General features: G+C 60.4%; 22 protein-coding genes and 1 pseudogene. 4 read left to right on the forward strand and 19 right to left on the reverse strand.

What is annotated here, in order from left to right:
• The gene (gene mnmA / locus ACYSMN_RS04690) at nt 1-1,116 is read right to left on the reverse strand and encodes a tRNA 2-thiouridine(34) synthase MnmA (RefSeq protein WP_488922784.1); all 1,116 of its coding nucleotides are present in this window, start codon (nt 1,114-1,116) and stop codon (nt 1-3) included.
• A gap of 175 nt (nt 1,117-1,291) precedes the next feature.
• On the opposite strand from mnmA, the gene ACYSMN_RS04695 reads away from it, so the two are divergent.
• Nucleotides 1,292-1,927 (forward strand): hypothetical protein, encoded by a 636-nt coding sequence (locus tag ACYSMN_RS04695; protein WP_488922688.1) that lies wholly within the window; start codon nt 1,292-1,294, stop codon nt 1,925-1,927.
• 459 nt (nt 1,928-2,386) lie between these two features.
• Here the strand turns inward: ACYSMN_RS04695 and ACYSMN_RS04700 are convergent, their stop codons facing one another.
• The 12 genes from ACYSMN_RS04700 to ACYSMN_RS04755 all read right to left on the reverse strand — a co-directional run bounded on the left by ACYSMN_RS04700 (nt 2,387) and on the right by ACYSMN_RS04755 (nt 18,120).
• Nucleotides 2,387-3,211 carry a maleylpyruvate isomerase N-terminal domain-containing protein gene (locus ACYSMN_RS04700; protein ID WP_488922689.1) on the reverse strand — a complete coding sequence of 275 codons (825 nt, stop codon included), beginning with the start codon at nt 3,209-3,211 and terminating at the stop codon, nt 2,387-2,389.
• A gap of 593 nt (nt 3,212-3,804) precedes the next feature.
• The gene (trmB, locus tag ACYSMN_RS04705; RefSeq protein WP_488922690.1) at nt 3,805-4,473 is read right to left on the reverse strand and encodes a tRNA (guanosine(46)-N7)-methyltransferase TrmB; all 669 of its coding nucleotides are present in this window, start codon (nt 4,471-4,473) and stop codon (nt 3,805-3,807) included.
• A 95-nt stretch (nt 4,474-4,568) separates the two neighbouring features.
• A complete protein-coding gene (locus ACYSMN_RS04710; protein WP_488922691.1) occupies nt 4,569-5,909 on the reverse strand; it encodes a bifunctional folylpolyglutamate synthase/dihydrofolate synthase in 1,341 nt (446 codons plus the stop codon).
• 213 nt (nt 5,910-6,122) lie between these two features.
• Entirely contained in the window at nt 6,123-7,007 is an 885-nt protein-coding gene (locus tag ACYSMN_RS04715; RefSeq protein WP_488922692.1) for a hypothetical protein, read from the reverse strand.
• Between the two features lie 133 nt (nt 7,008-7,140).
• Nucleotides 7,141-7,557 (reverse strand): ExbD/TolR family protein, encoded by a 417-nt coding sequence (locus ACYSMN_RS04720; protein ID WP_488922693.1) that lies wholly within the window; start codon nt 7,555-7,557, stop codon nt 7,141-7,143.
• 94 nt (nt 7,558-7,651) lie between these two features.
• On the reverse strand, nt 7,652-8,383 hold the full coding sequence (locus ACYSMN_RS04725; protein ID WP_488922694.1) for a MotA/TolQ/ExbB proton channel family protein: 732 nt from the start codon (nt 8,381-8,383) through the stop codon (nt 7,652-7,654).
• Between the two features lie 94 nt (nt 8,384-8,477).
• The gene (locus ACYSMN_RS04730; RefSeq protein WP_488922695.1) at nt 8,478-9,608 is read right to left on the reverse strand and encodes an HU domain-containing protein; all 1,131 of its coding nucleotides are present in this window, start codon (nt 9,606-9,608) and stop codon (nt 8,478-8,480) included.
• Between the two features lie 172 nt (nt 9,609-9,780).
• Nucleotides 9,781-11,481, reverse strand: coding sequence for a TonB-dependent receptor (locus ACYSMN_RS04735; RefSeq protein WP_488922696.1), 1,701 nt, complete (start codon nt 11,479-11,481; stop codon nt 9,781-9,783).
• Between the two features lie 234 nt (nt 11,482-11,715).
• A complete protein-coding gene (locus ACYSMN_RS04740; protein WP_488922697.1) occupies nt 11,716-14,922 on the reverse strand; it encodes a tetratricopeptide repeat protein in 3,207 nt (1,068 codons plus the stop codon).
• Nucleotides 14,923-15,307: 385 nt separating this feature from the next.
• Nucleotides 15,308-16,030: a hypothetical protein gene (locus ACYSMN_RS04745; RefSeq protein WP_488922698.1), complete on the reverse strand. Its 723-nt coding sequence runs from the start codon at nt 16,028-16,030 to the stop codon at nt 15,308-15,310.
• Nucleotides 16,031-16,440: 410 nt separating this feature from the next.
• Nucleotides 16,441-17,178, reverse strand: a complete 738-nt coding sequence (locus tag ACYSMN_RS04750) for an SDR family oxidoreductase (RefSeq protein WP_488922699.1) — start codon at nt 17,176-17,178, stop codon at nt 16,441-16,443.
• Nucleotides 17,179-17,229: 51 nt separating this feature from the next.
• Nucleotides 17,230-18,120, reverse strand: a complete 891-nt coding sequence (locus ACYSMN_RS04755) for an AraC family transcriptional regulator (RefSeq protein ID WP_488922700.1) — start codon at nt 18,118-18,120, stop codon at nt 17,230-17,232.
• Nucleotides 18,121-18,646: 526 nt separating this feature from the next.
• Between ACYSMN_RS04755 and ACYSMN_RS04760 the strand changes: the two genes are divergently transcribed.
• The gene (locus ACYSMN_RS04760; protein WP_488922701.1) at nt 18,647-19,372 is read left to right on the forward strand and encodes an SH3 domain-containing protein; all 726 of its coding nucleotides are present in this window, start codon (nt 18,647-18,649) and stop codon (nt 19,370-19,372) included.
• A 190-nt stretch (nt 19,373-19,562) separates the two neighbouring features.
• Here the strand turns inward: ACYSMN_RS04760 and ACYSMN_RS04765 are convergent, their stop codons facing one another.
• From ACYSMN_RS04765 to ACYSMN_RS04785, 5 genes are all read right to left on the reverse strand, one after another.
• The gene (locus ACYSMN_RS04765) at nt 19,563-19,823 is read right to left on the reverse strand and encodes a hypothetical protein (protein ID WP_488922702.1); all 261 of its coding nucleotides are present in this window, start codon (nt 19,821-19,823) and stop codon (nt 19,563-19,565) included.
• Nucleotides 19,824-19,944: 121 nt separating this feature from the next.
• Nucleotides 19,945-20,406, reverse strand: a complete 462-nt coding sequence (locus ACYSMN_RS04770; protein ID WP_488922703.1) for an RES family NAD+ phosphorylase — start codon at nt 20,404-20,406, stop codon at nt 19,945-19,947.
• Nucleotides 20,407-20,408: 2 nt separating this feature from the next.
• Nucleotides 20,409-20,870 carry an Xre family toxin-antitoxin system antitoxin gene (locus ACYSMN_RS04775; RefSeq protein ID WP_488922704.1) on the reverse strand — a complete coding sequence of 154 codons (462 nt, stop codon included), beginning with the start codon at nt 20,868-20,870 and terminating at the stop codon, nt 20,409-20,411.
• Nucleotides 20,871-21,342: 472 nt separating this feature from the next.
• Nucleotides 21,343-22,419 carry a DNA polymerase III subunit delta gene (holA, locus tag ACYSMN_RS04780; protein WP_488922705.1) on the reverse strand — a complete coding sequence of 359 codons (1,077 nt, stop codon included), beginning with the start codon at nt 22,417-22,419 and terminating at the stop codon, nt 21,343-21,345.
• Between the two features lie 186 nt (nt 22,420-22,605).
• Nucleotides 22,606-22,947 (reverse strand): winged helix-turn-helix transcriptional regulator, encoded by a 342-nt coding sequence (locus ACYSMN_RS04785; RefSeq protein ID WP_488922706.1) that lies wholly within the window; start codon nt 22,945-22,947, stop codon nt 22,606-22,608.
• Between the two features lie 137 nt (nt 22,948-23,084).
• Here ACYSMN_RS04785 and ACYSMN_RS04790 point away from each other — a divergent pair, with 137 nt between their 5' ends.
• Nucleotides 23,085-23,864: an MBL fold metallo-hydrolase gene (locus tag ACYSMN_RS04790; RefSeq protein ID WP_488922707.1), complete on the forward strand. Its 780-nt coding sequence runs from the start codon at nt 23,085-23,087 to the stop codon at nt 23,862-23,864.
• Between the two features lie 201 nt (nt 23,865-24,065).
• Nucleotides 24,066-25,382, forward strand: a complete 1,317-nt coding sequence (gene tyrS, locus ACYSMN_RS04795) for a tyrosine--tRNA ligase (RefSeq protein ID WP_488922708.1) — start codon at nt 24,066-24,068, stop codon at nt 25,380-25,382.
• Nucleotides 25,383-25,708: 326 nt separating this feature from the next.
• Here tyrS and ACYSMN_RS04800 read toward each other — a convergent pair.
• Nucleotides 25,709-25,879: pseudogene (locus ACYSMN_RS04800) on the reverse strand (histone H1); the annotation flags it as partial.
• Nucleotides 25,880-26,030: the final 151 nt, after the last annotated feature.

The raw sequence follows: 26,030 nt of genomic DNA on the forward strand, positions 1-26,030 counted from the left end.
TTAGAGCGTGACGGCAGCCGCCGAAGATACGGGAGTTTCGCCAATGGTGTGGCGCTCAATCCAGCCGCCGCCAATAACATCCTGCCCTTCGTAGAACACGGCGGCTTGGCCGGGCGTGACGGCGTGCACGGGCTCCTCGAAGTAGACGTGGATTTTGTCGCCGATCTGCTCCAGGAACGCCGCTGCGCCGCCGTTGTGGTTGTAGCGGATTTTGGTGCGGCTAGCCACCAGCCCGCGGCCTTCCAGCGAGGCGTATTTGCCCATATTGAGCTTGCCCACCACGGTGCGCGTGCTAGCCAGGTCGTCGAAATTGCCTAGCACCACTTCGTTGGTATCGGGGCGGATTTCGGTGACGTAGGCCGGGAAGCCGAGCGCCACGCCCAGGCCTTTGCGCTGCCCAATGGTGTAGAATGGGTAGCCTTCGTGGGTGCCCAGCACGGTGCCGTCGCGCAGCACGAACTTGCCGCCGGCCACGCGCTCCTCCAGGCCCGGCACCCGGCGGCGCAGGAAGCCGCGATAGTCGTTGTCGGGGATGAAGCAGATTTCGTAGCTCTCGGGCTTGTTTACCAGTTCGGTGAAGCCGCGGCGGCGGGCCTCGTCGTAGATTTCGGTTTTGCGCATCTGGCCCAGCGGAAACAGCGTGCGAGCCAGGCTTTCCTGGCTCACGCCCCAGAGCGCGTAGCTTTGGTCTTTGTTCTCATCTATGCCTTTGCTGACCACGTAGCGGCCGTTTTCGTGGCGCACCTGGGCATAGTGGCCGGTGGCAATGAACTCGCAGCCGAGCTGGTCGGCGCGGCGCAGCAGGGCGTCCCACTTGATGTGGGTGTTGCAAAGCACGCAGGGGTTGGGCGTGCGGCCGGCCAGGTATTCGTCGGTGAAGTTGGAGATGACGAAGTCGCCGAACTCGTCGCGGATATCGATGATGTAGTGCGGGAAGCCCAGCTCCACGGCAATCTGGCGGGCGTCGTTGATGCTGTCGAGCGAGCAGCAGCCGGTTTCTTTCTTGGAGCCGCCGGCCGAGGCGTAGTCCCAGGTTTTCATGGTCATCCCAACCACCTCGTAGCCCTGCTCGTGCAGGAGCACGGCCGCTACGGAAGAATCAATGCCGCCGCTCATCGCGACGAGGACGCGCCCGCGAACGGCGGGCGTGGAAGATGCAGTTTGCGTCATATGGGTAGTGCCCACGGAGTCAAGGTCCGCGGCCACGGCGGCAAAGGTAACACATGGCGGGCGGTAGCGGTTCGCCGGCCCCGCCGGATTGCGTAGTTTCGCGCCCTCAACCTCTTTCTTTATGGCTCTGCTTACCTCCGTGCTGGTGCGCGGCATCAACAACCTCTCCGACGCCCGCTATTGCGCCGGTATGGGCGCCGACGGCCTCATCTTCACCCTCGACCCCTCCCTGCCCGCCGCCGTCGATGCCGCCACCGTGAAGGAACTGGCCGCCTGGGTATCCGGCGTGGAGCTGATTGGGGAGTTTGACGCGGGCATGCCCGTTTCAGAAATCAACCGTCTGGTAGAGGAATGCGGCCTGCGCCGGGTATTGCTGCGCGACGTAACCCAGCCCGCCGCCGATACGGCTTCCCTCACCGTGCCGGCCCTTGTAAAAATTCCGCAGCTGGCCGCTTTCGATGGCGACTACCAGCAACGGTTCGTGGAAAGCTTCCGGTCTGCTTTTCCCGCCGGCTTCGAACTGCTCGCCCTAGCCTTAGAGCCAGGCTCGGACGCCGCTAAAGCGCAGCAACTCATGGCCGCCGCCGCCGCCCACGCGCCGCTGTGGCTCAGCGGAGATTTTTCGCCCGAAACCCTGCCCGCGTTGCTGGCCGAAGTACGCCCCGCCGGCCTGGTGCTCGAAGGCGGCAACGAAATCAAGCCCGGTCTGCGCGACTTCACGGAGCTGGAAGCTGTGTTTGAGGCGCTGGAAGAGTAGGTATCTCAAGTTGCAGCCTAGAAATTTAGCATCTAGTTCCCCTCCTTTCCAAGGAGGGGAACTAGATGCTAAATTTCTAGGCTGTATGGTTCACGACTTGGCATTGTATACCACCGGGGCTGCGTTCCAAATTCCGTAATGGCTTCTGACGCGTATTTTCCCGCGTTCCACATTCCAGAATGCTCCCCGACGCGTGTTTTCCCGCGTTCCAAAATTCGGAACGGCCTTCGACGGTTGTTTTCTGACGTCCCACATTTCGGAATGCCATCTGACGGCTTTTTTCCAGCATTCCAGATTTCGGAGTGGTGCCTGGTGCTTGTTTTGCGGCATTCTGAAATATGGAATGCTCCAGAGTAGCCACGTACGGCAGTGTATTTCGCGCGTGGTACGCTCTACAACCACCGTGCCCCCACCCTCTCCGCCACTAAGCCCCTGCGTTACTTTCGCGTCGCGGCCGCGTCAGGCCATCACGGTGACGAGGCTGTAGAGCGGCTCCGCCAGCGCCGCTTCGCCTTCGACTTGCAGATGTTCGGTGGCCAGCTCGCGCGGCAGGCTTTTCATAAACAGCCGCCAGGCTACATCGCCGTTGAGGGTGATGTGCGTGGTGGCTGGGCCGGGGTAGTTGGTTTCCAGTGCCCAGGCGGTTTCCAGGCGACGCAGATACCAGGTGTCGCCGCCGGCGCCGGTGATGGTGAGCTGTAGGACGGTGCCGGGCGCGGCGGCTAGGGCGCGGTAGTGGTGGGGCAAGGCGCGCAGGCAGGTGCTCAGGAACGGATGATACAGCTCCCGCGTGAGCAGCGGCCCCTCCTGCCCCACCGCCTGCCGGATTTGCTGCTGGTGGTGCCACTTCTCGGTGTAGTCGCGGGCCACGTGAAACCAGTTGGGCGAGGTTCCTTCCCCGGCCCAGCCCACCGAAAACACGGCCGGCTCAAACGGCGGCAAGGAGTTGATATACGCATTGTAGGCCGGCCCGCTCAGCTCCAGCAGCCAGGTCAGAATAGCTGGGCTGAGCCGTTGGCCCGCGGCCACCCAATCGTTGTTGAGTTGGTTGAGGTAGCTCACTACATCATCGTAAGCCGGACTGGCCGGCCCGCCGCTCCCAAAATGCCCATCGCGCAGCATCGACAAGGTGCGCAGGCTGCCGTCGAGCAGGTGCAGGGCCACGTCGCGCACCCGCCAGCGCGGGGCCAGCGTGGGCCGCTCCCAATCTTCCGGCGCCAGCGAGCGAAGCAGCGTAATCAGATGCGTATCGAGCACCGGGAACAGATGTGCGGTGGCGAGCATGGCTTTTTAGTGCTTGGTGCTTGGTGCTTGGTGCTTGGTGCTTAGTGCTTGGTGCTTGGTGCTTAGTGCTTGGGGTGTCGATAGTGTCCGAAGGCGAATTGGGACCGTCCGAAGCGAAGTCGGCAACGCCGGAAATCACCTCGACAATATCGGAAGCCGAGTCGGCAACGCGTTAGAAACCGGGTTGGTAATTTCAGAAGCAAAGTCGGCGCTGTCTAAAGATAGGTCGGCATTGTCCGCAGCATATCTTCCGCCCAGTGGCCTCTTGGAAGCCCCGTAGGGGCGGCATATCGGTAGTAATAGAATAGTAGAGAAGAACCAAGCCCCGTGGGGGCGACACCTAGTAAGGTAGACTAGACGTGTCGCCCCTACGGGGCTTTGGGGGCATCTAAGCAACGGGGTACTACCGATATGCCGCCCCTACGGGGCTTCCAAGAGGCCACTGGACGGAAGTCCTAAGCAGATGAGTTAATAACGTCCAAAGCTTAGTCGGCAGAGCCGGAAGCCACTGCCTTTCCCTTTAGACTTCTAACCTCTCACTTCTCACCCTTTACCTATCACCTGTCACTTGTCACCCAAAAACCTGTCACCCTTCACCTCTCACCAAGCTGAAACTGCACGTACTTGATGGGGACGCCTTGCGCGCGGTACTTGCTTTCGAAGTTGGTTTCGATGTCTTCGGCGTGGGGCAGCAGCTCGGGGGTGGCGTAGAGGTTTTTGGTGTGAGCTAGTACCGTGGTGCCGGGCCGCTCGTGCAGCACTTCCAGCGTGTAGTCGAACAGGCCTTCGTTGTCGGTTTTGAGGTGAACGAGGCCGCCGGGGCGCAGGAGCTGCGCATATAAATTGAGAAAGCGCGGTGACGTGAGGCGGCGCTTGATGTCCCGGTCGCGGGGGCGCGGGTCGGGGAAGGTAATCCAGATTTCAGCCAGTTCGCCGGGCGCGAAATGCTGGAGTAAGTCGTGGGCGCGGGTGCGGACGAAGCCCACGTTGCCCAAGCCTAGTGCTTCGGCCCGCTTGCTGCCCCGCCAGATTCTTTCGCCTTTGATATCAAGCCCCAGGAAGTTGCGCTCCGGATAGCGGGCGGCCAGCCCCACGGTGTATTCGCCCTTGCCGCAGCCTACTTCCAACGTTATCGGGTGAGTATTCTGGAAAAACTCCTCGTGCCAACGGCCCCGCAGCTGCTCGTAATTGGCCTTGCCCGGCTCTACAATATCACGCCGCTCGGCATTCTCGGCAAAGCGCTTCAGTTTAATTCGACTCACTTGGTTTTCGTTTTTCGTTGTTGGCTTTTCGTTTTTAGTTTTTGTCAATAGGATCGAACAAGCCGAAAAACGAAAAACCAACAACGAAAAACCAGTTACACCTCTGCCACCACAAAGGTACTGCCGCCGATAAACACGACATCATCGGGGCGGGCGGCGGCGCGGGCGGCGGCTACGGCGGCGGGCACGGGGCCGTGTACGGTGCCGCGCAGACCTACGGCGGCGGCGCGTTCGGCCAACTCAGCGGCCGGCAACGCCCGCGGAATATTAGCCTGACAGAAATAGTAGATGGCCTCGGTCGGCAGCAGCGTCAGCATCTTGCTCACGTCCTTGTCGTTGACTACGCCGAGCACGAAGTGCAGCCGCTGCCGTGGCAAACGCGCCAGCTGCGCCACGATGAACTGGATGCCGGCCTCGTTGTGGCCGGTGTCGCAAATCATCAGTGGGCGGCGTCCCAGGATGGTCCACCGACCCCGGAAGCCGGTGAGGCGGCTCACGTCGCGCAGTCCTTCGCGCACGGCCGACTCCGGGATGTTGAAGCCCTGGCGGCGCAGCTCGTCCAATGTGGCTAATACGCCAGGCAAGTTCAGCCGCTGGTAGTCGCCCACGAGCCCTAGCGCCAAGTTATCTAGCAGCGGCTGGCCGTCGTGAGTGATGCTGAGCTGCTGGAAATCTTCATCGGGAGCTGGCGTCCGTAGTAGCTCGGTGTGGTAGTGTTGGTCGGCGAATAGCAGCGGGGCTTGCTCGGCAGCGGCTTTTTGCTCGAATACCGCCCGGACTTCGGGCTGCGTCTGGCTGATGATGGCCGGAATGCCGGGTTTGATGATGCCGGCTTTTTCGGTGGCAATCTGCGGTAGCGTGTCGCCGAGCAGGTTTTGGTGGTCGAAGCTGATGTTGGTGATGAGCGACACCAGCGGCCGAATGATGTTAGTGGAATCAAGCCGCCCGCCCAGGCCCACTTCCACGACGGCCACGTCCACGTTTTCCTCCGCGAAATACGAAAAGGCCAGCGCCACGCACATCTCGAAAAACGAGGGCTGCACCTGCTCAAACAAGGGCCGCCACTGCGCCACCCACGCCACCAGATAGTCGGGCGCCAAGTCCTGCCCGTTCACTTTCACCCGCTCCGTAAACTCCTTCAGGTGCGGCGAAGTGTACAGCCCCACCTTGTAGCCAGCGGCCTGCAACACCGCCGCCAGCAGGTTGGAGCTGCTGCCCTTGCCATTGGTACCCGCCACGTGCACGGCCCGCAGCCGTCGTTCCGGGTTGCCCATAGCCGCTACTAGTTCCTCTGTCCGTTCCAGCCCTGGCTTGTAGCCCGCCGCCCCCACCCGCTGAAACATGGGCAGCTGGCTATAGAGGTAGTCGAGCGTTTCCGCGTAGGTCATATTGTGCGTGAGATAATGTCGGTAGTGGTCGTTCCAAAAACCTGTCATCCTGACGAAGGAAGGACCTTATCACGGTAGAGTTGTTACGATTGTCGTTCTAGCGTAAGAAGGTCCTTCGCGCGGCCCAGGATAGCAGGGTGTAGCGCGAAGCTCCGGCTTCGCGCATCGTTGAACGATAGTCGTTGCCCTGGCGCGGCGGTCAGCAACGATGCGCGAAGCCGGAGCTTCGCGCTACAACCGCGGAACCGCTTTAAGTACGCGTTAGCGCACTGTGAACTTGAAGGTGTAGTAGCCGGTGCCGCCGCCGCTGGCGGAGTTGGTGCGGCGGAACTCGGCATTCTCCAGTGCGTCGCGGCAGGCTTTCTCTTGCGCCGCCGACACCGTGCCGGATACTTTCGTCACGGCCTCCACTTCCCCGTCGGCATTCACCTTGATTTTGAAGCGCACGAAGCCCGAGTTGTCATCGATGGCGGGGGCGGTGGGGCGGTTTACGAAGGCCCAGCCGCTCATTTCGAGGCCGCCGCTGCCGGGGCTGCTGCCGCTGCCCCCGGAGCCGGGCTGGCCGTACAGGGCTTTGGCATCGAGCGAGCCATTGGGGTCGCCCTGGTCACCCACGGCGCCGGGCCGGTCGCCGTTGTTGTTGCCGGTTGGGGCGTTGCTGGTACCGTTCACGCCGTTGCCACCGCCGTTGGCGCTGCCTTTGGGGGTGTAGAGTGTGCGGGGGCGCTCCACGGGTTTAGGCGTTTCGCGTACTTCTTCTTTGGGGGCCGGCGCGGGTTTTTCCACGGGCGGCGCGGTTACCGGGCTTTCCTCGGCATCAGAAGTGATGGTGCGGGCTTCGGCGGCTTGCTGCGGCACGGGCGTAGCAGCGGGTTGCGGCTGCGGCGTGGGGCGCGGATCGGGGTTGGAAGCGGGCGGGCGGCTGTCTTCGCGGTTCTTGGAGTCGTTGGCCGTGGCCAGGCTTTGGATGTCGCCGGAGCCGGCTTCGTCGATGCCGTAGTTCAGCTCTACCCCGTCGCCGCCCAGTGCGTCCAGTGGTGGGTCGGGCCCCTTAAAGACGGTGAAAAAGAACACCGCCGCCAGAACCGCGTGCAACAGCACGGTCCCAATCAAGGCTTCTTTACGGTGTTCTTCGCGGTATTCCATTTTTTGATGTGCTGATTGAGTGATGTGCTGATGTGCTGATGTGTTAATGTACTAGCTAGTTGATTGGTTTTTCGCAGCCGCATAAGCCACTAAAACGATAATCAGCACATTAGCACATCAACCAATCAGCACATCACTTTCCAGCGGCTTGCTGGGCCTGGGTGGCCATCACCATTTTAATCTTGAGGCGGTTGCCGATTTCAAGGATGTCGACCAGCTTCTGCACGTTCAGTGAGGCATCTACCCGGAGCACTACGGTGGGCAAATCCAGCTGCTGGCTCTGGATTAGGCTGCTCAACTCCCCTTCCAGGGCGGCGGCCGTGGTGGGTTTCTTGTTCACGAAATACGCCCCGGCCGCGTCTACCGACACGGTAATGGGCTGCTTCATCACTTGCTTGCTGGACTTGGCGTTGGGCAGCAGCAGCTTGATGACGTTGGGGTTCACCATCGTCGACACAATCAGGAAGAACAGCATCAGAAAGAACATGATGTCGTTCATCGAGCTGGTCTCGACGTGCGAAGAAAGCTTACGGCGGCGGCTTAAATCCATTGAGTGAATGGGTGAATGAGCGAATGAGTGAATTGACGGAGTAAACGAGTAGCGGTAAAAACTCACTCATTTACTCATTCACCCATTCACTCATTTAGTTATCCTGTAGGATGTCCATGAATTCGATGGCGGAGTTTTCCATGCGGAACACGAGGCGCTCGACCATGATGCTGAGCCAGTGGTAGCCAACGTGGGCAATGATACCAACGATAAGACCGGTGGCCGAGGTTACCATCTTGGTGTACAAACCACCCGAAATCTGGGCAATGCCGAAGTCGCCGGTGGCCGAGATGGCGTAGAAAATCTTGATTACGCCGATGATGGTACCCACGAAACCAAGCATGGGCGCGATACCAGCAATGATACCCAGGATGCTGATGTTCTTTTCGAGGCGCGCGATTTCCACCTTGCCCACGTTCTCGACGCTGGTTTCGATGTCCTTCAGCGGCAAGCCAATGCGGCGGATACCCTTCTCGATCATGCGAGCCAGCGGCGTGGCCGTTTGGGCGCAGAGCATTTTGGCACCTTGCAGGTCGCCTTTCACCATGAGGTTGCGGATGCCCGGCATGAACGACTCTGGTACGGCTGCGGCCCGTCGGATGGTGATGTACCGCTCGATGATGATGTAGAGCGAGACAAACGACAGCAGAAACAGCGGAATCATGATGCCACCGCCTTTCACTATCAAGTCAATCAGCGAGAGGTCAGCGGCGGCGGCGTTGGCCGCCGCGTTGGCTGCTGTAGCGGTAGAATCGGCGGTGGCGGCGCCGGTGGCAGGCGTGCTGCCGACTTGCATCTGGAGCAGCAGGGAAAGCAAAAAGGTCATGCTAAGTATGCAGGGGGTTGCTAGTTATTTGTTGCTAGTTGTTAGCCAAGCTTTTATGTAGATACCTGACAACTAACAACTGAAAACGAACAACTTAATAATTGAGGACCCAAAGAGAAGTACCCATCCGCTTGCGCAGCAGCGTAGCCTGCCGGTCGGCCGACGTGCGGTCGGCGAAGTCGGCTACGGACAGCTTGAACTGGCGGCTGCCGGGGGCAGGGAGGATGACGCGGGCCGGGTGGCCCAGTCGCACCAGTGCTTGACGGCCTTTCTCTGCGTTGACGAGGCTGGTGTAGGAGCCGGCAACTACGTAGTAACGGCCCGTTTTAGTTTTAATTGTCGCCGACTCAGCTACCGGCACGGCGTTAGTGGCGCGGGCTTTTTCCCAGCCGGGAGCTTTCACGGCGGGTTTTGCGGGTTTGCCTTTGGTTTTAGCCATGGCCGGCGTCTGCACGCCCTTGGCCGGAGCTTTGGCGGCGGGCTTAGCCGCTACTTTGGGCGCCGCTACGGCCTTCTCAACCGGGCGCTCCGCCGCGAAGTTGTCGGCCGAAGTCAGGGCAGCCTGCTGCTCCAGTACTGGCGCGGGCGTATCGGTGGTGCTGGTTTGGGCGGCGGGCACCAGCGCGGGCAAACGCAATGTTTCGGGCAAGTAGCCAAACTGGTCCGCGAACATGTAATTGGCCGACAGCACCATACCTACAAGGGCCGTGATGATGGTGCCGCGCAACACGCGGGCGGCCCGGCTGGCGCGGCCCCCGGCCAACATCGGAGCGGTTTGCCGCTCCCGCGAGTTTAGCGCGTCCGTCGCCCGCACGGGGCGCGATACCAGCTCGGGCAGACCAAAGCTGGCGGGTAGCAGATTGTCGCCGCCGGTGTATTCAAAGTCCAGCCCCCGGCCTGTGCCCCGGCGGAAAACGCCGATGCCCGCCAACTCGGTGCGCTGGCCGCTTTCCAACTCTTGCTGCATCCGAGCCACGGCCTCCCGCACCATTTGCCGCGCCTGCGCCGTGCTCAAGTTCAGCGCCACGCTCAAAGCATCCACCAGCAGTCCGTCGTTGCGCGTGAGCGAGGGATTGAAGGCTACGCGCTTGGCGGGCGGGGCCAGCGTGTGCCGCACCGGATGAATGCGGGCGGGCGCGTAGTCGGCAATCAGGCCGCCGAAATCGGGGATGATGACGCAGTCATGGTCCCGGAGCAGGGTGCGGATGTGGTTGGATAGCGGCAAGGTAGCGGTGTGTAAGGCGTGGCGGAAGCGGTAAAAGCAGCTCTCATCCCGGAAGCAACGCAAAGGACCTTGTCCGGCCAGAACGAAGCGAGCTAACGTCTTCGCCCCGTGCTGACAAGGTCCTTTGCGCTGGTTCTAGGATGACAGAAAGTTCTTCAACTCAAGGCAGAGATTAAAAGTCGTAGGTCGCCCCGGCCAGCACGTTGATTCCCTTCACGGGGTAGTTGAGGAACCGCTCGTACTTGCGGCCGAGCAGGTTATTGCCCAGAACAAAGATGGACAGATTTTCCATAATCCGGTAATCTCCGCGCAGGTTAAGGTCAACAACAGAGTCGGTAGAGCGCACGTATTCGCGTGCCGACAGGGCCGGGTTTCCCACGGGCCGGCGGTACAAGGTTCCGTAGCTGGAGCTGTAAGTGTAGAGCTCCGCGCCCAGCAGCAGCTTGTCGTAGACGTTGTGGGTGGCAAACAGCACCGACTGGAAGGCCGGCCGGTGGAAGGGTTCGGCCAGGGTTTTCACGTTGTAGCCGTTGTAGTCGGCTTTAAAGCCAATGCGGGTTTTCTCGGCGGCGTTGTAGATGATTTCGCCGTGAATGTTGACCAGCTGGGTGGCTTTCTTGTCGTAAACGAGGTCGAATTTGGTGGAGTCGCGGCGGGAGTTGCGGTAGAAGTACAGGTTCCGGTCGTTGCTCAACGTCACCTTGGCGTTTACTTCCAAGGCGCGGGCCGGCGTGGCGCTCAGCCCAAAGTACACCGTGGGGCCGCGGTGGGTGTCGGCTACGCGCTGGTTGGGCGCCAGCCAGGGGTTTTCGGTGGTCAGGTCGTACATGGTCACGCGCTGCAAGGCCCCGCCCAGCCCGCCGTACACCACAAACTTGTCTTCCGACACGGTGTAGCCGACCCGCACGGCCGGGTACACTTTGAACTGCGACACGTCGCGGATGGTGTCGCCGGTGTAGCCCAGCGTGGCCCCCACCGACACGGCCAGGCGGTCCAGGGTCAGCTCGTAGGCGGGCGTCACCTGCACCAGCGGCCGGCTGTAGCTCAGGGAGTCTTTGAAGGAGATGAACGACAAGTCGCCGTTGATGCTCACGCGGCTGGCGTCGGTGAGCCCGTAGCTGGAGCGCAGCTCGGCGTAGACGTTGTTTTCCTTGGCCTTGAACCGGTCGTTCCAGTGGCGGAAGCCCAGGGCCACGTCGTACTGAAACTGGGCGTCGGTGGCGCGGTTGCGGGCGTACACCTTGGCGTCGGCCCGAAAGAAGTTCTGCTTCAGGTCGTCGGCCTCGGGCAGCACGGGGCGGTTGCGGTTGTAGCCGTAGAAGTTGTACCGCTCCCGCCCGATGTCCACCTTGCCGCCCAGGGCCGTGGTGCCGCTGTAGGTTTCGCCGTGCACGCCCAGACTGGTGCGGCTCTGGCCGGAGTTTTTCTTGTCAATCGGCCCTCGGCTCGACGACAAATGGTTGATATCAAGACCGTAAGAGGCGTCGCTGCTGCGGGTGTTGTGCAGGTGGGCGCGGCCCAGGAAGGTGCCGTAGTTGCCGATGCCAGCCTTGAGGTAATTGCCGGTTTGCGGGGCGGGTTCCTCGGCCCGAATGGTAAGCACACGCACCGAGGGGTTGAGCCGGTCGGCGGGGCGCCGGAAATCGGGGTAGGTATAGGGCACCTTGGCCGCCGTTTTGGCCGGCGGCTCCACCTTGATTTTCTCGAAGTTGCGGGTGGCTTCCGGTAGTTGGTTCACGCGCTCCTTCACAATCTCAATTTCGGCTTCTTCAATTTTGCCGCGGGGCGTGGTGCCACGGGTGGGCTGGGCCTGCGCAGCGGCCGGCACGGCCGCCAGCAGTAAAACCGCGAAAATCGTATGCGAATGGGTCATTTACAGCGTTTTTAAGCAGTGTACAGGTTGTTCTAGCGTTGGCCTCACCCCCCGGCCCCCTCTCCCAAAGAGAGGGGGAGCCTGGCGTACACCGTTGGTAAGGCCGCTATAAGGTAGAGTTGAAGTCGTTGGTTGGAGCGCCGTAGCGCGAAGCTCCAGCTTCGCGCATCGTCCGCGCCGCCTGAACGCTAGTCGTTCAACCTCAGCAACGATGCGCGAAGCCGGAGCTTCGCGCTACTCTTCTTCGCCCACGGGGCCGTCGGTGCGGTTCGTGATGGTGTCGGTGGGTTCGGTGGTGCTGGGCACCAGGGAGCTACGGCCGGCGGTTTTACCTTTGGGCGGGGTTTTGGTGGTCGGCTTGGTGGTAGATTTGGTGGTTGTGGGTTTGCCCCCGCCAGTGGTGCCAGCGGGCGAGTCGGTGGGCAGGGCGGCAAGGCGCTGCTTGGCCCCAGTCACGATTTCAGCCACCGGAAACTTGTTGTCGATGATGGAGTTGAGGGTGGCGCGGGCCTGGAAATTCTCTCCCTGCGCGGCGTAAATGTCAGCAATCAACAGGAAGCCCCGTCCCTGCCACAGCTCGTAATTCGAGGTGTTGGTCTTGTAGGCGGCGTCAAGGGCTTCGGGGTATTTCTTCTGCTGAAATAGCGCATCGGCTACCAAGTACTGGGCTTCGGCGCCGCTTTCGTCGGCGGCCGCGGCGGTAGCGGCCGTGGTCAGCTCCGTAATGGCCTGGTCGTAGTCGCCGGCTTTGTAGCTGGCCTTACCCAGGTAGAGCAGCGCGGCGTTGGTGGCCGTGGGCGAAGCGCCCTGGGTCTGTAATTCCTGCGCCACGCGGCGGGTGCCCTCGAAGTCGCCGCTCTCGTAGTAGCTCTTCATCAGGCCCAGGCCGGCATTGGCGATTTCGCGCTTGTTTTGCGACACTTCCCGCAGGCGGCCGTAGTATTTGATGGCCTCCGGGTAGTTCTTGTTTTCAAACTCCAGGTCCGCCACCCGGCCCACGGCGCGGTTCACAAACTCCGACTTCCCTTCCTCCACCACGCCCTTGAGCTTGGGCAGGGCCTCGGCTTTCTTGCCGGTCCGGAGCAGCGCGTCGGCCAGGAAGTAGCGGCCATCGGCGGCCAACGTGGTGCTGGGGTACTGCTTCAAGTAAGACTCCAGCCGGGGAATAGCTTGGTCGTATTTCTCAGCGAGATACAGCGATTTGGCGGCTTCAAATTCTACGCTCTCCGTGGCCTTGCTGTCGGGGTTTTGCTGCTTGAACTGCGCCAGGTACTGGTCGAACTCCTCGGTCTTACCCAGGGCCGACAGGCTTTCTTGCAAGGAGTAAATGGCGCTGCTGGCGGCCTTGGTGCGCGGGTATTGGCTGAGCACCTGCTTGAAGTCGGCGGCGGCTTTTTCGTGCTGGTTCAGGTTGGCGTAGGCCACGCCGCGCTTTTGCAACGCCTGCGGAATGAGCTGCGAGTTGGGCCGGTTGGTGATCAGCTTGGTGAAGCCATCCACGGCCTGCTGGAAGGAGCCGGCTTCGAAGTCGAGCTGGGCCTGCTGGTACACGGCATCGTCGGCGTAGCGGGAGCTGGGCGAGGTGCGCAGCAGGGTGCTCAGCGTCTGGGCGGCTTCGTCGCGGCGGCCCATCAAACCTAGCGTCACGCTCTTCTGGTAGTAGGCGTAGTCTTTGTCGGCGGCGTTGGCCTGAATCACCTTGTTGTACAGCTCCAGGGCCTGCGGGTAGCTTTTAGCCACGTAGTAGGTATCGGCCAGGCGCAGGGTCACGTCGTAGTAGTTGCGGTCGGTGGGCTTGGCGGCGGGGTCCTGGAGGTAGGCCTGAAACTGGGGCCGGGCCCGGTCGTACTGCTGCGTGTTGTAGTAGGCGTAGCCGAGGCCGTAGCGGGCTTTCTGCTCGAACTCCTTCTCGTCGGCCGATACTCCGCCGGCCCGGGCCGTGCGGGCGGCGGCCACGTAGGCCGTAATGGCGGGCTGGTACTGCTGGCCCACGCTGTAGATTTCGCCTTTGAGCACCTGCGCGGCGGCGCGTAGCGCATCGTCCTGCGGATATTTGAGGCTCTTGTCGAGCAACGGCAGGGCTTCGGAATAGCGGGCGTTGTTGTAGAGCGTGGCGGCTTGCAGGTAGGCCACGCGCTGGTAGGTGGCGTTGAGCTTGGGGCTCCGCTCGTCGAGGTTTTCGAGGTAGTTGAGCGCCTGGGCGTAGTCGGAGGAGTTGGTGAAACTCTCACTCAAGATATCGTCGGCGGCTTCGCGGTTTTTGGAGCGCGGGTACTTCTTGCCGAAGTCGCGCAGGGCCGCAATTACCTCCGGCGTGTTGCCCAGCTCGTAGTTCACCTGGGCGTACTTGAGCGTGGCGTTTTCGGTGATGTTCTTGTCGAAATTGGTTTTGCGGGCCGCGTCGAACGAATTCAGGGCCAGCTGCTTCTGATTGGTTTGCAGGTAGCTCAGCCCTAAGTGGTAGGCGGCGTTCTGGCCCAGCGAGTCGCGGCGCGCAGCCACGCCTTTGAAGCTGCCGATGGCGCCCTTGAAGTCGCCCATCTTGTAGTTGGCGTACCCGATTTTGTACTGCACCGCCGGGTCTATCTTCTTGCGACCGGCGGCATACTTATCGAAGTAAGTGGCGGCCTGCTTGAAGTCCTGCTTCTGGTAGAGCGCGTCGCCCACCAGCAGCTGAATCTCGTCGGCCGACTGCGGCGGCGGGGTCTGGGCCAGCACTTTGGTGCCGTAGTCAATAAGGCCGTCGAAGTCGCCTTCCTTATAGTAGATCTGGCTCATCACGGCCGGCACTACGGGGCGGTAGGCGTCGTTTTGCTCGGCCACGGCCAGGTCCTTACGGGCCCCGGCGTAGTCGCCGGCGCGGTAGGCCAGGTAGCCGGCGTAGTAGGAGCTGGCGTAGCGGTACTGGTGCGCGCCCTGCTTGTTGCGGTCGAATTGTAGCTTGGCCTTGTCGAACTCCTTCTGGGCGAAGTAGCTGTAGCCCAGCTTGAACTCGGCTTCGGCCCGCTGCTCGCCGCTGAGGTTGTCGGCGCCCACGCGCTGGAGGTAGTCGGCAGCTTTGGCGTAGTCCTTCTTATCGAAGTAGACCTTGCCCAGCTCAAAGAAAGCCACGGCGGCTTTGGGGTGGGCCGGGTTCTGGGTGGCAAAGGCCAGAATCCGGTCCTCAGCATCGGGGTGGAACAGGTACAGGCCCGACACCGCGTAGTAGTATTCGGCGTCGACGGTGCGGTCGCGCAGCTCGCCGGTGCGGCGTTGGGTGAGGTCGAGGTAGCGCTGAAAAGCCTGCTGGGCGGCGCCGTACTTGCCACGGTCGAACAGCTCCAAACCTTCCTGGAAGTGGCGCTCGTCGGAGGCGAACACCTGGGTTTGCTGGGCCTGAGCGGCTATCGGGGCCACGGCGCTGAGGGAAGCGGCCAGCGCAATCCGGGGAATAAACTTCATTGCTTGGCGTTACGGGAAGCGGCCCCCACGGGCCGGATAGGGCCAAAAGTAGCGAAAAGTTCGGGGCAGGTGCCCCGGAATCGGCCTTTTCGCCTCCCCTAACGCCAGGAGGAGCTGGTTTGGTGTGGTGAGGAGCGGTTGAGTATGAGCCGGCCAATCCGGGCAGGCGGCTTTCCGCCGCCCGCCCGGTCGAAGTAAGCTGCCGTTGCACCAGCCTTATTCGTCCTCGTTTCGGCGGCGACCGGGCGGGCGGCTTTCACATTCCTCCTGCTTGCTTAGCTGGTAGATGAAGTGTGGAGTTATTGCTGAACCAAGTTGCGGCATAGCCGCGTAGCGGCTGAAGGTTTATAGTAGAAAACCACTCTATAAACCTGGATTTACTGGTCTATCTTGATCGACTGGCTTTTATATTGTTTTCAATAAGGTCATATGCCATTCCAAGTTTCTCGGCCACTGCTTCGTCCTGGGAACTATGGAAAGCATCGAATAATCTATCCCTCACCTTCTTTGATTTCACCCATTCATGGAAGTCTTTGCTACGGATAGGATCATCAAGATGCTTGCGACTAAAAACATTTGCGCTGTTCCAATTGATTTCTTCCGCCAACAGCGCGAAGGCATTATCACTCTCCGCTTCTTCCCAGATATGAAGCAACTCATCAAAACGGGGATAGGTATTGGCCAATGGCGTAAAATAATTAAAGAAATGTCCCTCCTCATTAACCAGCAGAAGCCTCCAAAGGGCGATAAAGTAGCGTTCTAATGCGTTGATTTCCTCTGCCGGCCACGTCCGCCAGGCACCGTATTCCAGCTTGTTGAAGACGACAAACGCATCACAGGGCTCCCTAAACTCCGCCGTCAACTCGTAGATTCTAGGCAAAAAATGCTTGAAGTCGTTGGTATCTCCCCACGTGGTCATGGCTTTGAACGAATACCTGCTCAGATCTTTTTCGGTTAAGTCGCGCAGGTCTTTGGCAAACAGCACCGCGTTGTCTTCCTCCGTAACGCAACAATGGCACCCCTCCACCCTTGTGAGTGGGTAAATACTGAACACGGTATATAGCGACTCCACCGCCTGCTTGAGCACATCGTTTTCAACACTCGCCATTCGGATGCTTTTTAATTATGGGTTTACACTTCAACGATCGACAATAGGCTGCCGTCGTCAAAGGTAAATCAGGCTCGGCTGGAGTGCCGCACATCCACCGCATTTAGGTGGCGGCATCTTGGCCTGTAGCAAGCAAGGGGGTAATCGTCTCCTCGTTGAAGTCGATTACCCCCTTTTCGGTTAGCCCAACGGCTTCAGTAGCTCGGTTCTCTGGCTTCGACCGGGCAGGCGGAAAGCCGCCCGGTCGAAGCCAGTTGACATTTACGTTTCTCGTTCTAGCGTCCTCATTTGGGCGGCGACCGGGCGGGCGGCTTTGAGCCGCCTGCCCGGAGCCGAATGAAGAATGGGCTACGCGACCTACGCCGGGCCGGGTTGCACCAATTCTTCATTCTCAACTCTTCATTCTTAATTTACCACGGGCTGATGCCCGTTTCCGGGGCGTTATCATCGCTGAAAAACTGGCCCGTTGGGCCATCAGGGCCTAGCATGGCGGCTTTTACGAGGCGGGCGGCGCCCTCCGCTACGGTGCCGGGGCCTTGGTGATGGTTGAAATCGGTGGCGACGTAGCCCGGGTCCACGGCGTTTACTTTAAATGGAGTGTCGCGCAGATCATAGGCCAGCACCACGGTGTAGGCGTTCAGGGCCGTTTTAGATGGGCCATACACGGCGCTCTTCACCGCGTAATACTTCCAGGTCGGGTCGTTGTGCAGCGTCAGCGACGCCAGCCCCGACGTCACGTTGACGATGCGGGGCTCCGGCGACTGCCGCAGCAAGTCGATGAAGGCCTGGGTCATGGCTATCACGCCGAAATAGTTGGTCTCGAACACCTGCCTGAACACGCTGAGGTCGGTGGCGAGGGCGGTTTGCGGAAACCCGCCGCTGATGCCGGCATTGTTGATGAGTACGTCGAGCACCTCTGTTTTCTGGCCCAGCGCCTGCCGGGCGGCCTGGATGGAGGCGCTATCCGACACATCAACTTGCAGGGGCTCCACATGGGGGAAGCCTTCGGCGTGCAGTTGGGCCACGGCTTGCTGGCCGTTGGCGAGGTTGCGGCTGCCGAGGTACACGTAGTAGCCTTGGCGGAGTAGCTGGCGGGCCGTCTCGAAGCCAATGCTTTTGTTGGCTCCGGTGATGAGTGCTTTTTTCATACGGCAAAGCTACTCGGCTCTCCCGACGTGCCGGTAGCACATCCGGCGGCATTACTGGTACATTTTCCGGCTGCTGGCCCGGTACCCGGCCGGGGTGAGGCCGGTTTCGCGCTTGAAGAAGCGGTTGAAATAAGACGCGTCCGCAAAGCCCAGGTCGAAGGCAATTTCCTTCACCGACTGCGGGCTGTGGAACAACAGGCGGCGGGCTTCCAACACCAGGCGTTCCTGAATGTGGGCAATGGCTGGTTTGCCGCTCTGCGCTTTCACCACCTCGCCCAGATACCGGGCGGAAACATGGAGCAAGGCGGCATAGGCGCCCACCTCGTGCAGCTCGCGGAAGCACTCCTCAATCTTGGCCCGGTACTGTCGCAGCAGCAACTGGTCGGTTGGCGGCTCCGCGGCCGGAAACTGCTCCGTGTACAGCCGGCTGAGGTAGGTGAGCAACACGGTGAGGTAGGCCGTGAGCATGCGCTGCTGCCACTCGCCGGGCTGCTGGTACTCGGCTTCGAGTTTAGCCAGCAGGTCTTCCACCAAAGCCACGTCGGCCGGCGTAAGCAGCAGCTCGTGCCCGTTCTGCGGGTTTTGCAGCAGCGGCAGCTTCGCCAGGGAGGCATTCTGCTGCAAAGCCAGGAACTCGGTGGTAAACACCAGGCTGGTGCCCCACAGCGCCCGGGATTCCTCTTTTACTTGCAGCTGGCCCGGCGTCGTGAAGTAAAACGCGTTGTCTTTCAGCACATAGGGCGCCATATCCACCCAGTGCCGACTACCGCCGCGCCGGACGAAAAACAGCAGGTAATAATCCTTACGATGCGGGAGCAGCATCTCGGAGGGGTAGCCCGGCGTGCCTTCCACGCGGGACAACCGAAATAAGCGGCTGCCGGCGGCATCCGGCGGCGCTAGGGAGTAAACTGGAATTTGCTGGTCGAGGTGTAGGGTAGCCATTGCTTAAATCTACCAGGTTTTGGTAGCTACAACTGCGGCGTTGTCTCTGAGTTCAGCGGAAGACTACCGCTACGTCCGCCGCAAACTATCTATCTAGAGTAGAACCCAGCTGTTTAGCGGCGCTTGCCCTTAGCTGCCACGCCCAGTACCGGGGCGCGGAGCTGCTGGTAGAGGCCGAAGAGAAACTCCAGCCGCGCCAGATTCTTCGGTCGTGTTCCTTCGCAAAGCGGCGATTCGCACTGAACCACGCAGCGGGGCGCCCGACAAGCCAGCGCCAGGCATGCATGGGCTACGCCATCATGCTTCAGGGCGCATGGCTTCCTGGTCGTGGCTCTCTCGTCTTTTCAGTGGAACTGCCTGTGGAGTCATGGCTTCCACGGGCCTGGTTCTGCTACTAGCTGAACTAAAATAATACATGCCAATCCTTGAATAAGGCTAGGCAATGCGTAGCTTGCCGGCCTACCTTTCAAAGCTGCCGGGGTCCCGCCGCGGCAAGAAATTTTGTATCAACCCAACTACCCGTTTTATGAAAACGTTTCTGTACGGCCTTCTGATGAGTATGATTCCGGCCGCATCTACCACGGATGCCGCCAAGGCCCCCGCAACATTCTACGTGGTGGCCCTCACGGGGGCCGAGGTGCACGAGAAGCCTTCTTTCGCCTCCAAAACAGTGCGCAGCCTGCCAATCGGTAGTGCCGTGAATGCGCAGCAAACCATTCCCTCGAATGAGGTGAAGCAGATCGGGGCGGACTTTGCATTGCCGGGCAATTGGTTGAAAGTGACAACGGCGGCGGGTACGGGCTACGTTTTTAGCTCTGACCTAACCACCAGAAAGCCGGCCGTCAAAAAGAGCAGCAGCGGAATGCCGTACATCGATTTGCTGGGGGCCGAAAAGAGCAGCCGCACCATAAAACAGCAAACAACGTCCGGAAATAAACCCGTCCCAGGTGTATATGCGACCAAGGACATCACGGAATACACCAACGCTACGTACTCGGTCACTGCGTTTGACGGCTGCTTTGATCATGTGTATGCGTTCAGGCAGTTGGCGCTAAACGAGGTGTACCATCACATGATCAGCAGCTACTCCGGCCTCGAAGGCAAAAAAGTAATGCAGCCTAAGCTGGTGTCCAAAAAAGGAAATGTATACACGTTCACGTGCGGGTTTGGAGGCAGCGATGCCACCCAGGAATTGCAGCTGACCGTCCATAAAAATGGCACCCTTGTTATTTCGTCGTCCGATTGCACATAGGGGGCCGCGGGCCGCCCGACGTAACGCGCTACCATCGGCTACACGCCCAGGCAGCGGGCCTCTTGAACGCGGCTGCCGCGCTGGCCGCCGTCCTGCCACCAGCTACGCCTGGGCCTCGCATACTGACTCGCGCGGGGCCAGGGCTGTTTGTCCCACTACCCTAATCCCTCATCCTTAATCCTTCATCCCACTACTCCCTCACCAACGTCACCTCGTCGCGGGTGAAATCGATGCGGCTCTTATCGACGCGGCCCTTGCAGACGAGCACGCGCGGCGGCTTTAGCTTGCCTTTGGTATTGGCCTCAATCTCCGCCTCGCCTACTACGTCCACTGTCGCCACCGTTTCGCCGTTCACCCGCAGCTCCCACGGCCCCGGCTGCACCGGCCCTTCGAGGTGGCCCACAAGGAAGGTTTCTTTTGGCGACATGGGAATGATATCGAGGACTTGCATGGGAGATAGCTGTAGCGCGAAGCTCCCGCTTCGCGCATCGTTGAACGATTGATGGTTGAGCGGCGCGTGCTGTTCGTACGGCGCGGCAGTCAGCAACGATACGCGAAGCGGGAGCTTCGCGCTACTCCGGCTGCGCGGCTTTAATCCGCGAGTCGAAGCTGAACTCCTCGCGCGCCACGATGCGGATACGCTTGAAATCGGGGTGGCGGGTGTGCAGGATGTAGTTGAACTCCTGCGGCACGATGGACGAGGGGACGCGCAACACGGCCGCGCGGCGCCGCTCGTACCAGGCGTCGCCCAGGGGCTGGCAGAGGGCGTAGCGGCTTGCTTTCTCCCAGCCCACGGGCAGTTGGGCGGCCGGTATTTCCTCGATGGCCAGGTCGTCGGGCACGTCGATGACGAGCACCCGAAACTGCTCGCTCAGGCCCTCGCCACTGCGGTGCACCACGTTTTCGAGGCAGGCCAAAGCCCGCGAGGAAGCCGTGTAAATCACGAATTTGTCTTGGGTGTTCCAGCGCGCCCGGCGGCCGGAGGCAAACAGATCATCGGCGTATTTGGCCAGGCAGATGCGGTATACCTGCATCGTTAGGCCAGGTCGCCGTAGGCAATGCGGGTTAGCTCCTCCTCCACCAGATCAATGCCGCCGCTGGTTTCGAGCAGGCGCAACGGTACTTCGTGGTCGAGGCCGTGGGCGGGCTTGCTGAGCCAGCGCAGAAACGCGGCCGCGTCGCCGAATACCTCCACGCCGGTTTCGTAGAGCGCAATTATTTTCAGCGTCTTCTCGCTGCTGGAGGCGTTCAGGTTTTTGTTTTCCTGGGTGTAGCTGCGCAGCGTCTTCGTCGACAGCTCATAGATAGCCTCCAACTGGCTGGCCTGGAGCTGAAAGGCATCGGCCACCTCGAAGGCGGTGGCGGCGGGCAGGCCTTTGCGGGCTTCCATCACGAGGGCAAAGGAATCTTGCCCGGTGCGGCTCCACGCGGCCCATTTTTTCCGCAACGAAGGCGGAAGCGTAGTGGTGATTTTTGCTTTTACTACAGTTGTGGCCATGGCACTTGCGAATTGTCTGCCGAAGCTATGGAAATTTTTCTTCGTAACGCAGAAAAATTTCTTTTTGTTCTCTGTGCGGCGTGGCGCGAGTGGCGCGGACGGTGCGGGGTCCCAGGGCTGAAGCCCTGGGCTACGTAGCGAAACATCCTCGTCTAAATTAGAAAAGTCGTAAGCTAGCCCCGGCGGGGCGGCATATCGGTAGAACCACCGCCCGCAATATTAGATAAAGCCCTGTAGGGGCGACACAAACCTTCCCCCGATTGGTGTCGCCCCTACAGGGCTCTGAACTGGTATGGCAATAGCCTGACCACCGACATGTCGCCCTGCTGGGGCTTCACCTACGACCTCCTTAACATGATATAGCTGCATCGGCTACCACTTGCCCTTACTCCCCGCTCCGTAGCCCAGGGCTTCAGCCCTGGGACACCCGCACCGCCCACGCCACCTGCCTCGCAACCAGCGAAAACCCTCCCTACAGCCCCACCACCGCGTGCAGTGGGACCGGGTGCAGAATCAGCCAGACTAGCTCCCGCAGGATTTCGCCGTCGGTCATGGAGCCGGAGTCTATGCCTTTGCTTTGGCCGTCGGCGCGGCGGATGAGGTGCACGATGTCGCGGGTGCGGTGGAAATCGAACACTTTGAGGCCGGTTTGGTAGTCGCGGCGGGCGTAGGCGTTGGCCAGGTTGAGGCGCTTCCAGTCGGCGTCGGTGGGGTTGGGCAACTGGTGCAGAGCCAGCAGACGCGAGAAGTAATTGAAGAGCAGCGTCAGGTTGGGAATGAGCGGGTTGCCCTTGGGGTTGGCCTCGAAGTAGAGCAGGATGCGGTTGGCCTTGAGCACGTCGCGGCGGATGAGGGCGCTTTGCAGCTCGAAGATGTTGTACTCTTTGCTGATGCCCACCATGCGCTGCACCAGGTCCTCGTCGATGGCGTGGCCGGGCAGCAGATTGATGAGCATCTTGTCGACCTCGTTGGTCAGTCGGCCCAGCTCCGCCCCGATGTACTCGGAGAGCAAAGCCGTAGCCTGGGGCGTAATTTGCTGGCCTTTGCTGCGCACATAGCCCGTGAGCCACTGCGGCACCTGGTTGTCGTAGAGCTTCTTGCTGGTGAGCAGCACCGTACCAGCCGGTGCGGGCTCTTTCTTGTCGCCGGCGAGCAGCTTGCCGAGCTTCTTGCGAGCATCCAGGGTTTTGTGCTTGTAGCAAAGTACTAGCACCGTGCTTTGCAGCGGGTTCTTCAAGTAAGCCTCCAGAAACGGCCACGCCTTCTCCGATTCCAGATCGGCCACGGCCTGCGCTTCCTTCACGATAACCACCGAGCGTTCCGCCATCATGGGAAACCGCTTGGCCTGGCCCAGAATGCCGTTTACGTCGGTGTCCTTGCCGTAGAGCACCACCTGGTTGAAGCCCTTTTCGTGCTCTTGCAGCACGTTTTTTTCGAGCAGATCGGCGATGAGGTCGATGTAGTACGGCTCCTCCCCTTGTAGGAAATACACCGGCTGAAATTGGCGCTGCTGAATCTGTTTCAGCAATTCGTCGGGCGAAAGAGTCAAGGCAATGAGGAATTGAGAATGAAGAATTGGGGGCGGGCTCGTGTATTTCCCTGCTGTTACGCAGGTGACTGTGGTGGCGCAGGGTGCCAGGTTGTTTGTGGTGGTTGGGTTCTAGTTACAGCTTGTCCTATCCTAAACTCACCTGAGCCATAAACCAACACAACAACCATAAACCACAAACCAACCTCAATGGTCAGGGCGGTAGACCGTTTTATCCGGCAGGTGCACAGCGGCCCAGTGGTCGATGACTTGCAGCACGGGAATGAGCGAATGGCCGGTCTCCGTTAGATGGTAGCCCACTTCGGGCGGAAACTTCTGGTACTCCTGCCGGCCTACCAAGCCATCGGCTTCTAGCTGCCGCAGCTGCTCCAGCAGCACTTTCTTCGACACCCGCGGCAGGGCCCGCCACAAGGCTACGAAGCGCATTTCGCCCGCTGCCAGGTGCTGCATGATGACCAGCTTCCACTTGCCCGCTATCATCCCAACGGTTACGTTGACGGCACACCGCTCAAAATCCTTGTAAGTCATAAGACACCGAAAAGTATCCAGGTCACCAAAAGGTGGCGATTGGAGGAAGCGAAGAAGCCGCCGGTACTTTTAAGACCGGAAGCAGGTGGCCCCACTACCAGATGCTCCCACTCCCTCATTCACCTTAAAACCCGGTTATGAAGAACGTAAAATTAACGCTAATCGGCGGGCCCACCGTCCTGCTGGAAGTCGGCGGGCTGCGCCTGCTCACGGACCCCACTTTTGACCCGGCCGGCAGGGAGTATCACCTTGGGCCCGTCACGCTGCACAAAGTGAGCGGTCCGGCCCTGGCAGCCGAACTAGTAGGCCCGCTCGATGCGGTGCTGCTCAGCCACGAGCAACATAGCGACAACCTGGACCAGACCGGCCGGGAGTTGCTGCCTACCGTAGCGCACGTATTTACCACGCCGCAAAGCGCCGCCAACCTCGGCCCGAACGCGCAAGGGCTGGCCCCGTGGGATGCCACCTACCTCACGGCCCCCGATGGGCGGCGCCTCACCATCACGGCTACTCCGGCGCGGCACGGACCAGAAGGCGCCGAGCAATTCAGCGGCCACGTAACGGGCTTCGTGCTGCAATGGGAAGATGAACCCCAAGGTGCGCTCTATATCTCCGGCGACACCGTTTGGTACGAGGGCGTGGCCGAAGTTGCCCGGCGCTTCGACGTGCGCATCGCCTTGGTGAACCTCGGCGCGGCCCAGGTAGAGGCCGTCGGCCCCGTGGACCTGACCATGAATGCGGCCGGAGCACTGGAAACCGCCCGAGCCTTCCGCAACGCCGTCCTCGTACCCGCGCACTACGAAGGCTGGGCGCATTTTCAGGAGCCCCGCACGGAAGTGGCCCGCGTATTTGCCGAGGCCGGGCTGACTAACCGTGTACACTGGCTGGAACCAGGCGCGGGTACGGAAGTCGGGTAGCTACCCTGTGTTCGCCGTTGTGGTGTTGATTTTTTGCAGGTTTCAACCCATTGTTCGGAATACAGCGGGTTGTTCAGCAGACATCATTTCTGGTGATTGGAAGCTTGCTGGCTACCTTTGCCGGACCCGCGGGAGCGGCACATGCTTCATCAGAAGCGTTGTTGTTGCCCACTCATTCACTCATCCACTCATTCACTCCTTGTGAATCTACTCGACGAACTCCGCTGGCGCGGCATGCTGCAAGATGCCATGCCCGGCACGGCAGAACACTTAGCGGCCCAGCAGCCCGTTTCCGGCTACATCGGCTTCGACCCCACCGGCGTATCGCTGCACATTGGCAGCCTGGCTACTATTATGCTGCTCGTGCATTTGCAGCGCGCGGGCCATCGGCCGGTGGCCCTGGTGGGCGGCGCTACGGGCATGATCGGCGACCCGTCGGGCAAGTCGGCCGAGCGGAACCTGCTCGATGAAGAGGCGTTGCGCCGCAACCAAGCAGGCATCAAGGCCCAGCTCGAAAAATTTCTGGACTTCACCCCTGGACCGACGGCCGCCGTGGTAGTCAACAACTACGACTGGTTCAAGGAATTCGGCTTCCTACAGTTTCTACGGGAAGTGGGCAAGCACCTCACCGTAAACTACATGATGTCCAAGGAATCGGTGAAGCGGCGAATTGGTGCCGCAGAGTCTGATGGAGCTGAGGCGGGCGAGCAGCGCGTGGAGGGCATTTCCTACACCGAGTTCAGCTACCAGCTCCTGCAAGGCTACGACTTTTACCATCTCTATAAGGAGCTGAACTGCACCCTGCAAATGGGCGGCTCCGACCAGTGGGGCAACATCACGACCGGCACGGAACTGATTCGGCGCATAGGAGGCAGCGAGGCGCGCGCCTACGCCCTCACCACGCCGCTCATCACCAAAGCCGATGGCTCCAAGTTCGGCAAAACAGAAGGCGGCAACGTGTGGCTCGACCCCACCATGACCTCGCCCTACCAATTCTACCAGTTCTTCCTCAACACCGCCGACACCGAAGTAAAAAGACTCATCCGGGTCTTCACGCTTCTCTCGCAGCCGGAAATCGAGGCGCTGGAAGCCGAACATGAGCAGGCGCCGCACCTGCGCGTGCTGCAAAAGGCCCTGGCCAAGGACGTTACCATCCGCGTGCATTCCGAAGCCGACTACGAAGCGGCCCTGGCGGCCTCGCAGGTTCTGTTCGGGGGCGGCAAGCTAAGCAGCCTTGACGAGGCCACCCTACTCGACGTGTTTGCCGGCCAGCCGCAGGTGGAAGTACCGCGCGCCGAACTAGCCACCCTCGACGCCGTGTCGCTGCTGAGCACGGCCACCGGCGGCGTTATTTTCTCTTCGAAAGGCGAGGCCCGCAAAATGGTGCAGAACAACGGCGTGAAGCTCAATCGCCAGAAAGTCACGGTTGAGCAGCAGGCCACGGCCGTACCCCCGTTGCTCGATAAGTACTTGGTGGCGCAGAAAGGCAAAAGCTACTTCCTTATCAAACTGGTGTGAAACGTGGCGTGGACTTTAGTCCGCTGCCCCCGCTCAGGCTGCGGTTGACGCCGGATGTGGCCCGGAATTTAATCTGCCGCCCACGTCGTATGCGGCTTTCCCAACCAAGAGGGGGCGGCGGACTGAAGGTCGCGCCACAAGCGCACGAAAAAGGCCCTGCCATCTGGCAGGGCCTTTTTTGTAGGCAACTCGCTCGTGGCTCGCACAAGCGAACCGGACTACTTCTTCTTGGCAGGAGCAGCTTTCTTAGCAGCAGCGGCCGGAGCGGCTTTCTTAGCAGCCGGAGCAGCTTTGGCAGCGCCAGTAGAAGCACCAGCACCGGCAGCGCTGTTTTTAGCGTTTTGTACTTCCGTACGGATGCTTTGTGCCAGGTTCTTCAGTTCCTGCATGCCTTTGCGCACGCGAGTGCCAGCGGCCGAGTTGTTCTTGTCGTAGAACTTCTCGAAGTCGCTTTCCAGGCCCATTACGAGGTCTTTGAGTTGGCTGAAATTGCTCATGAGTGAGGGGGTTGTGTGGAGTGGAAAAATTAGTTTATCCGGGCCTAATATACAGGGATTTCAAATACAAGCAATTTTTCTATTTTTTTTCTCAAACCCGTTTTGCAGCTCGGAGGGGCACTTTTCTACCTAAATAAACTCCTCTATAACG

The organism is Hymenobacter sp. M1-2 (genome assembly GCF_057808495.1).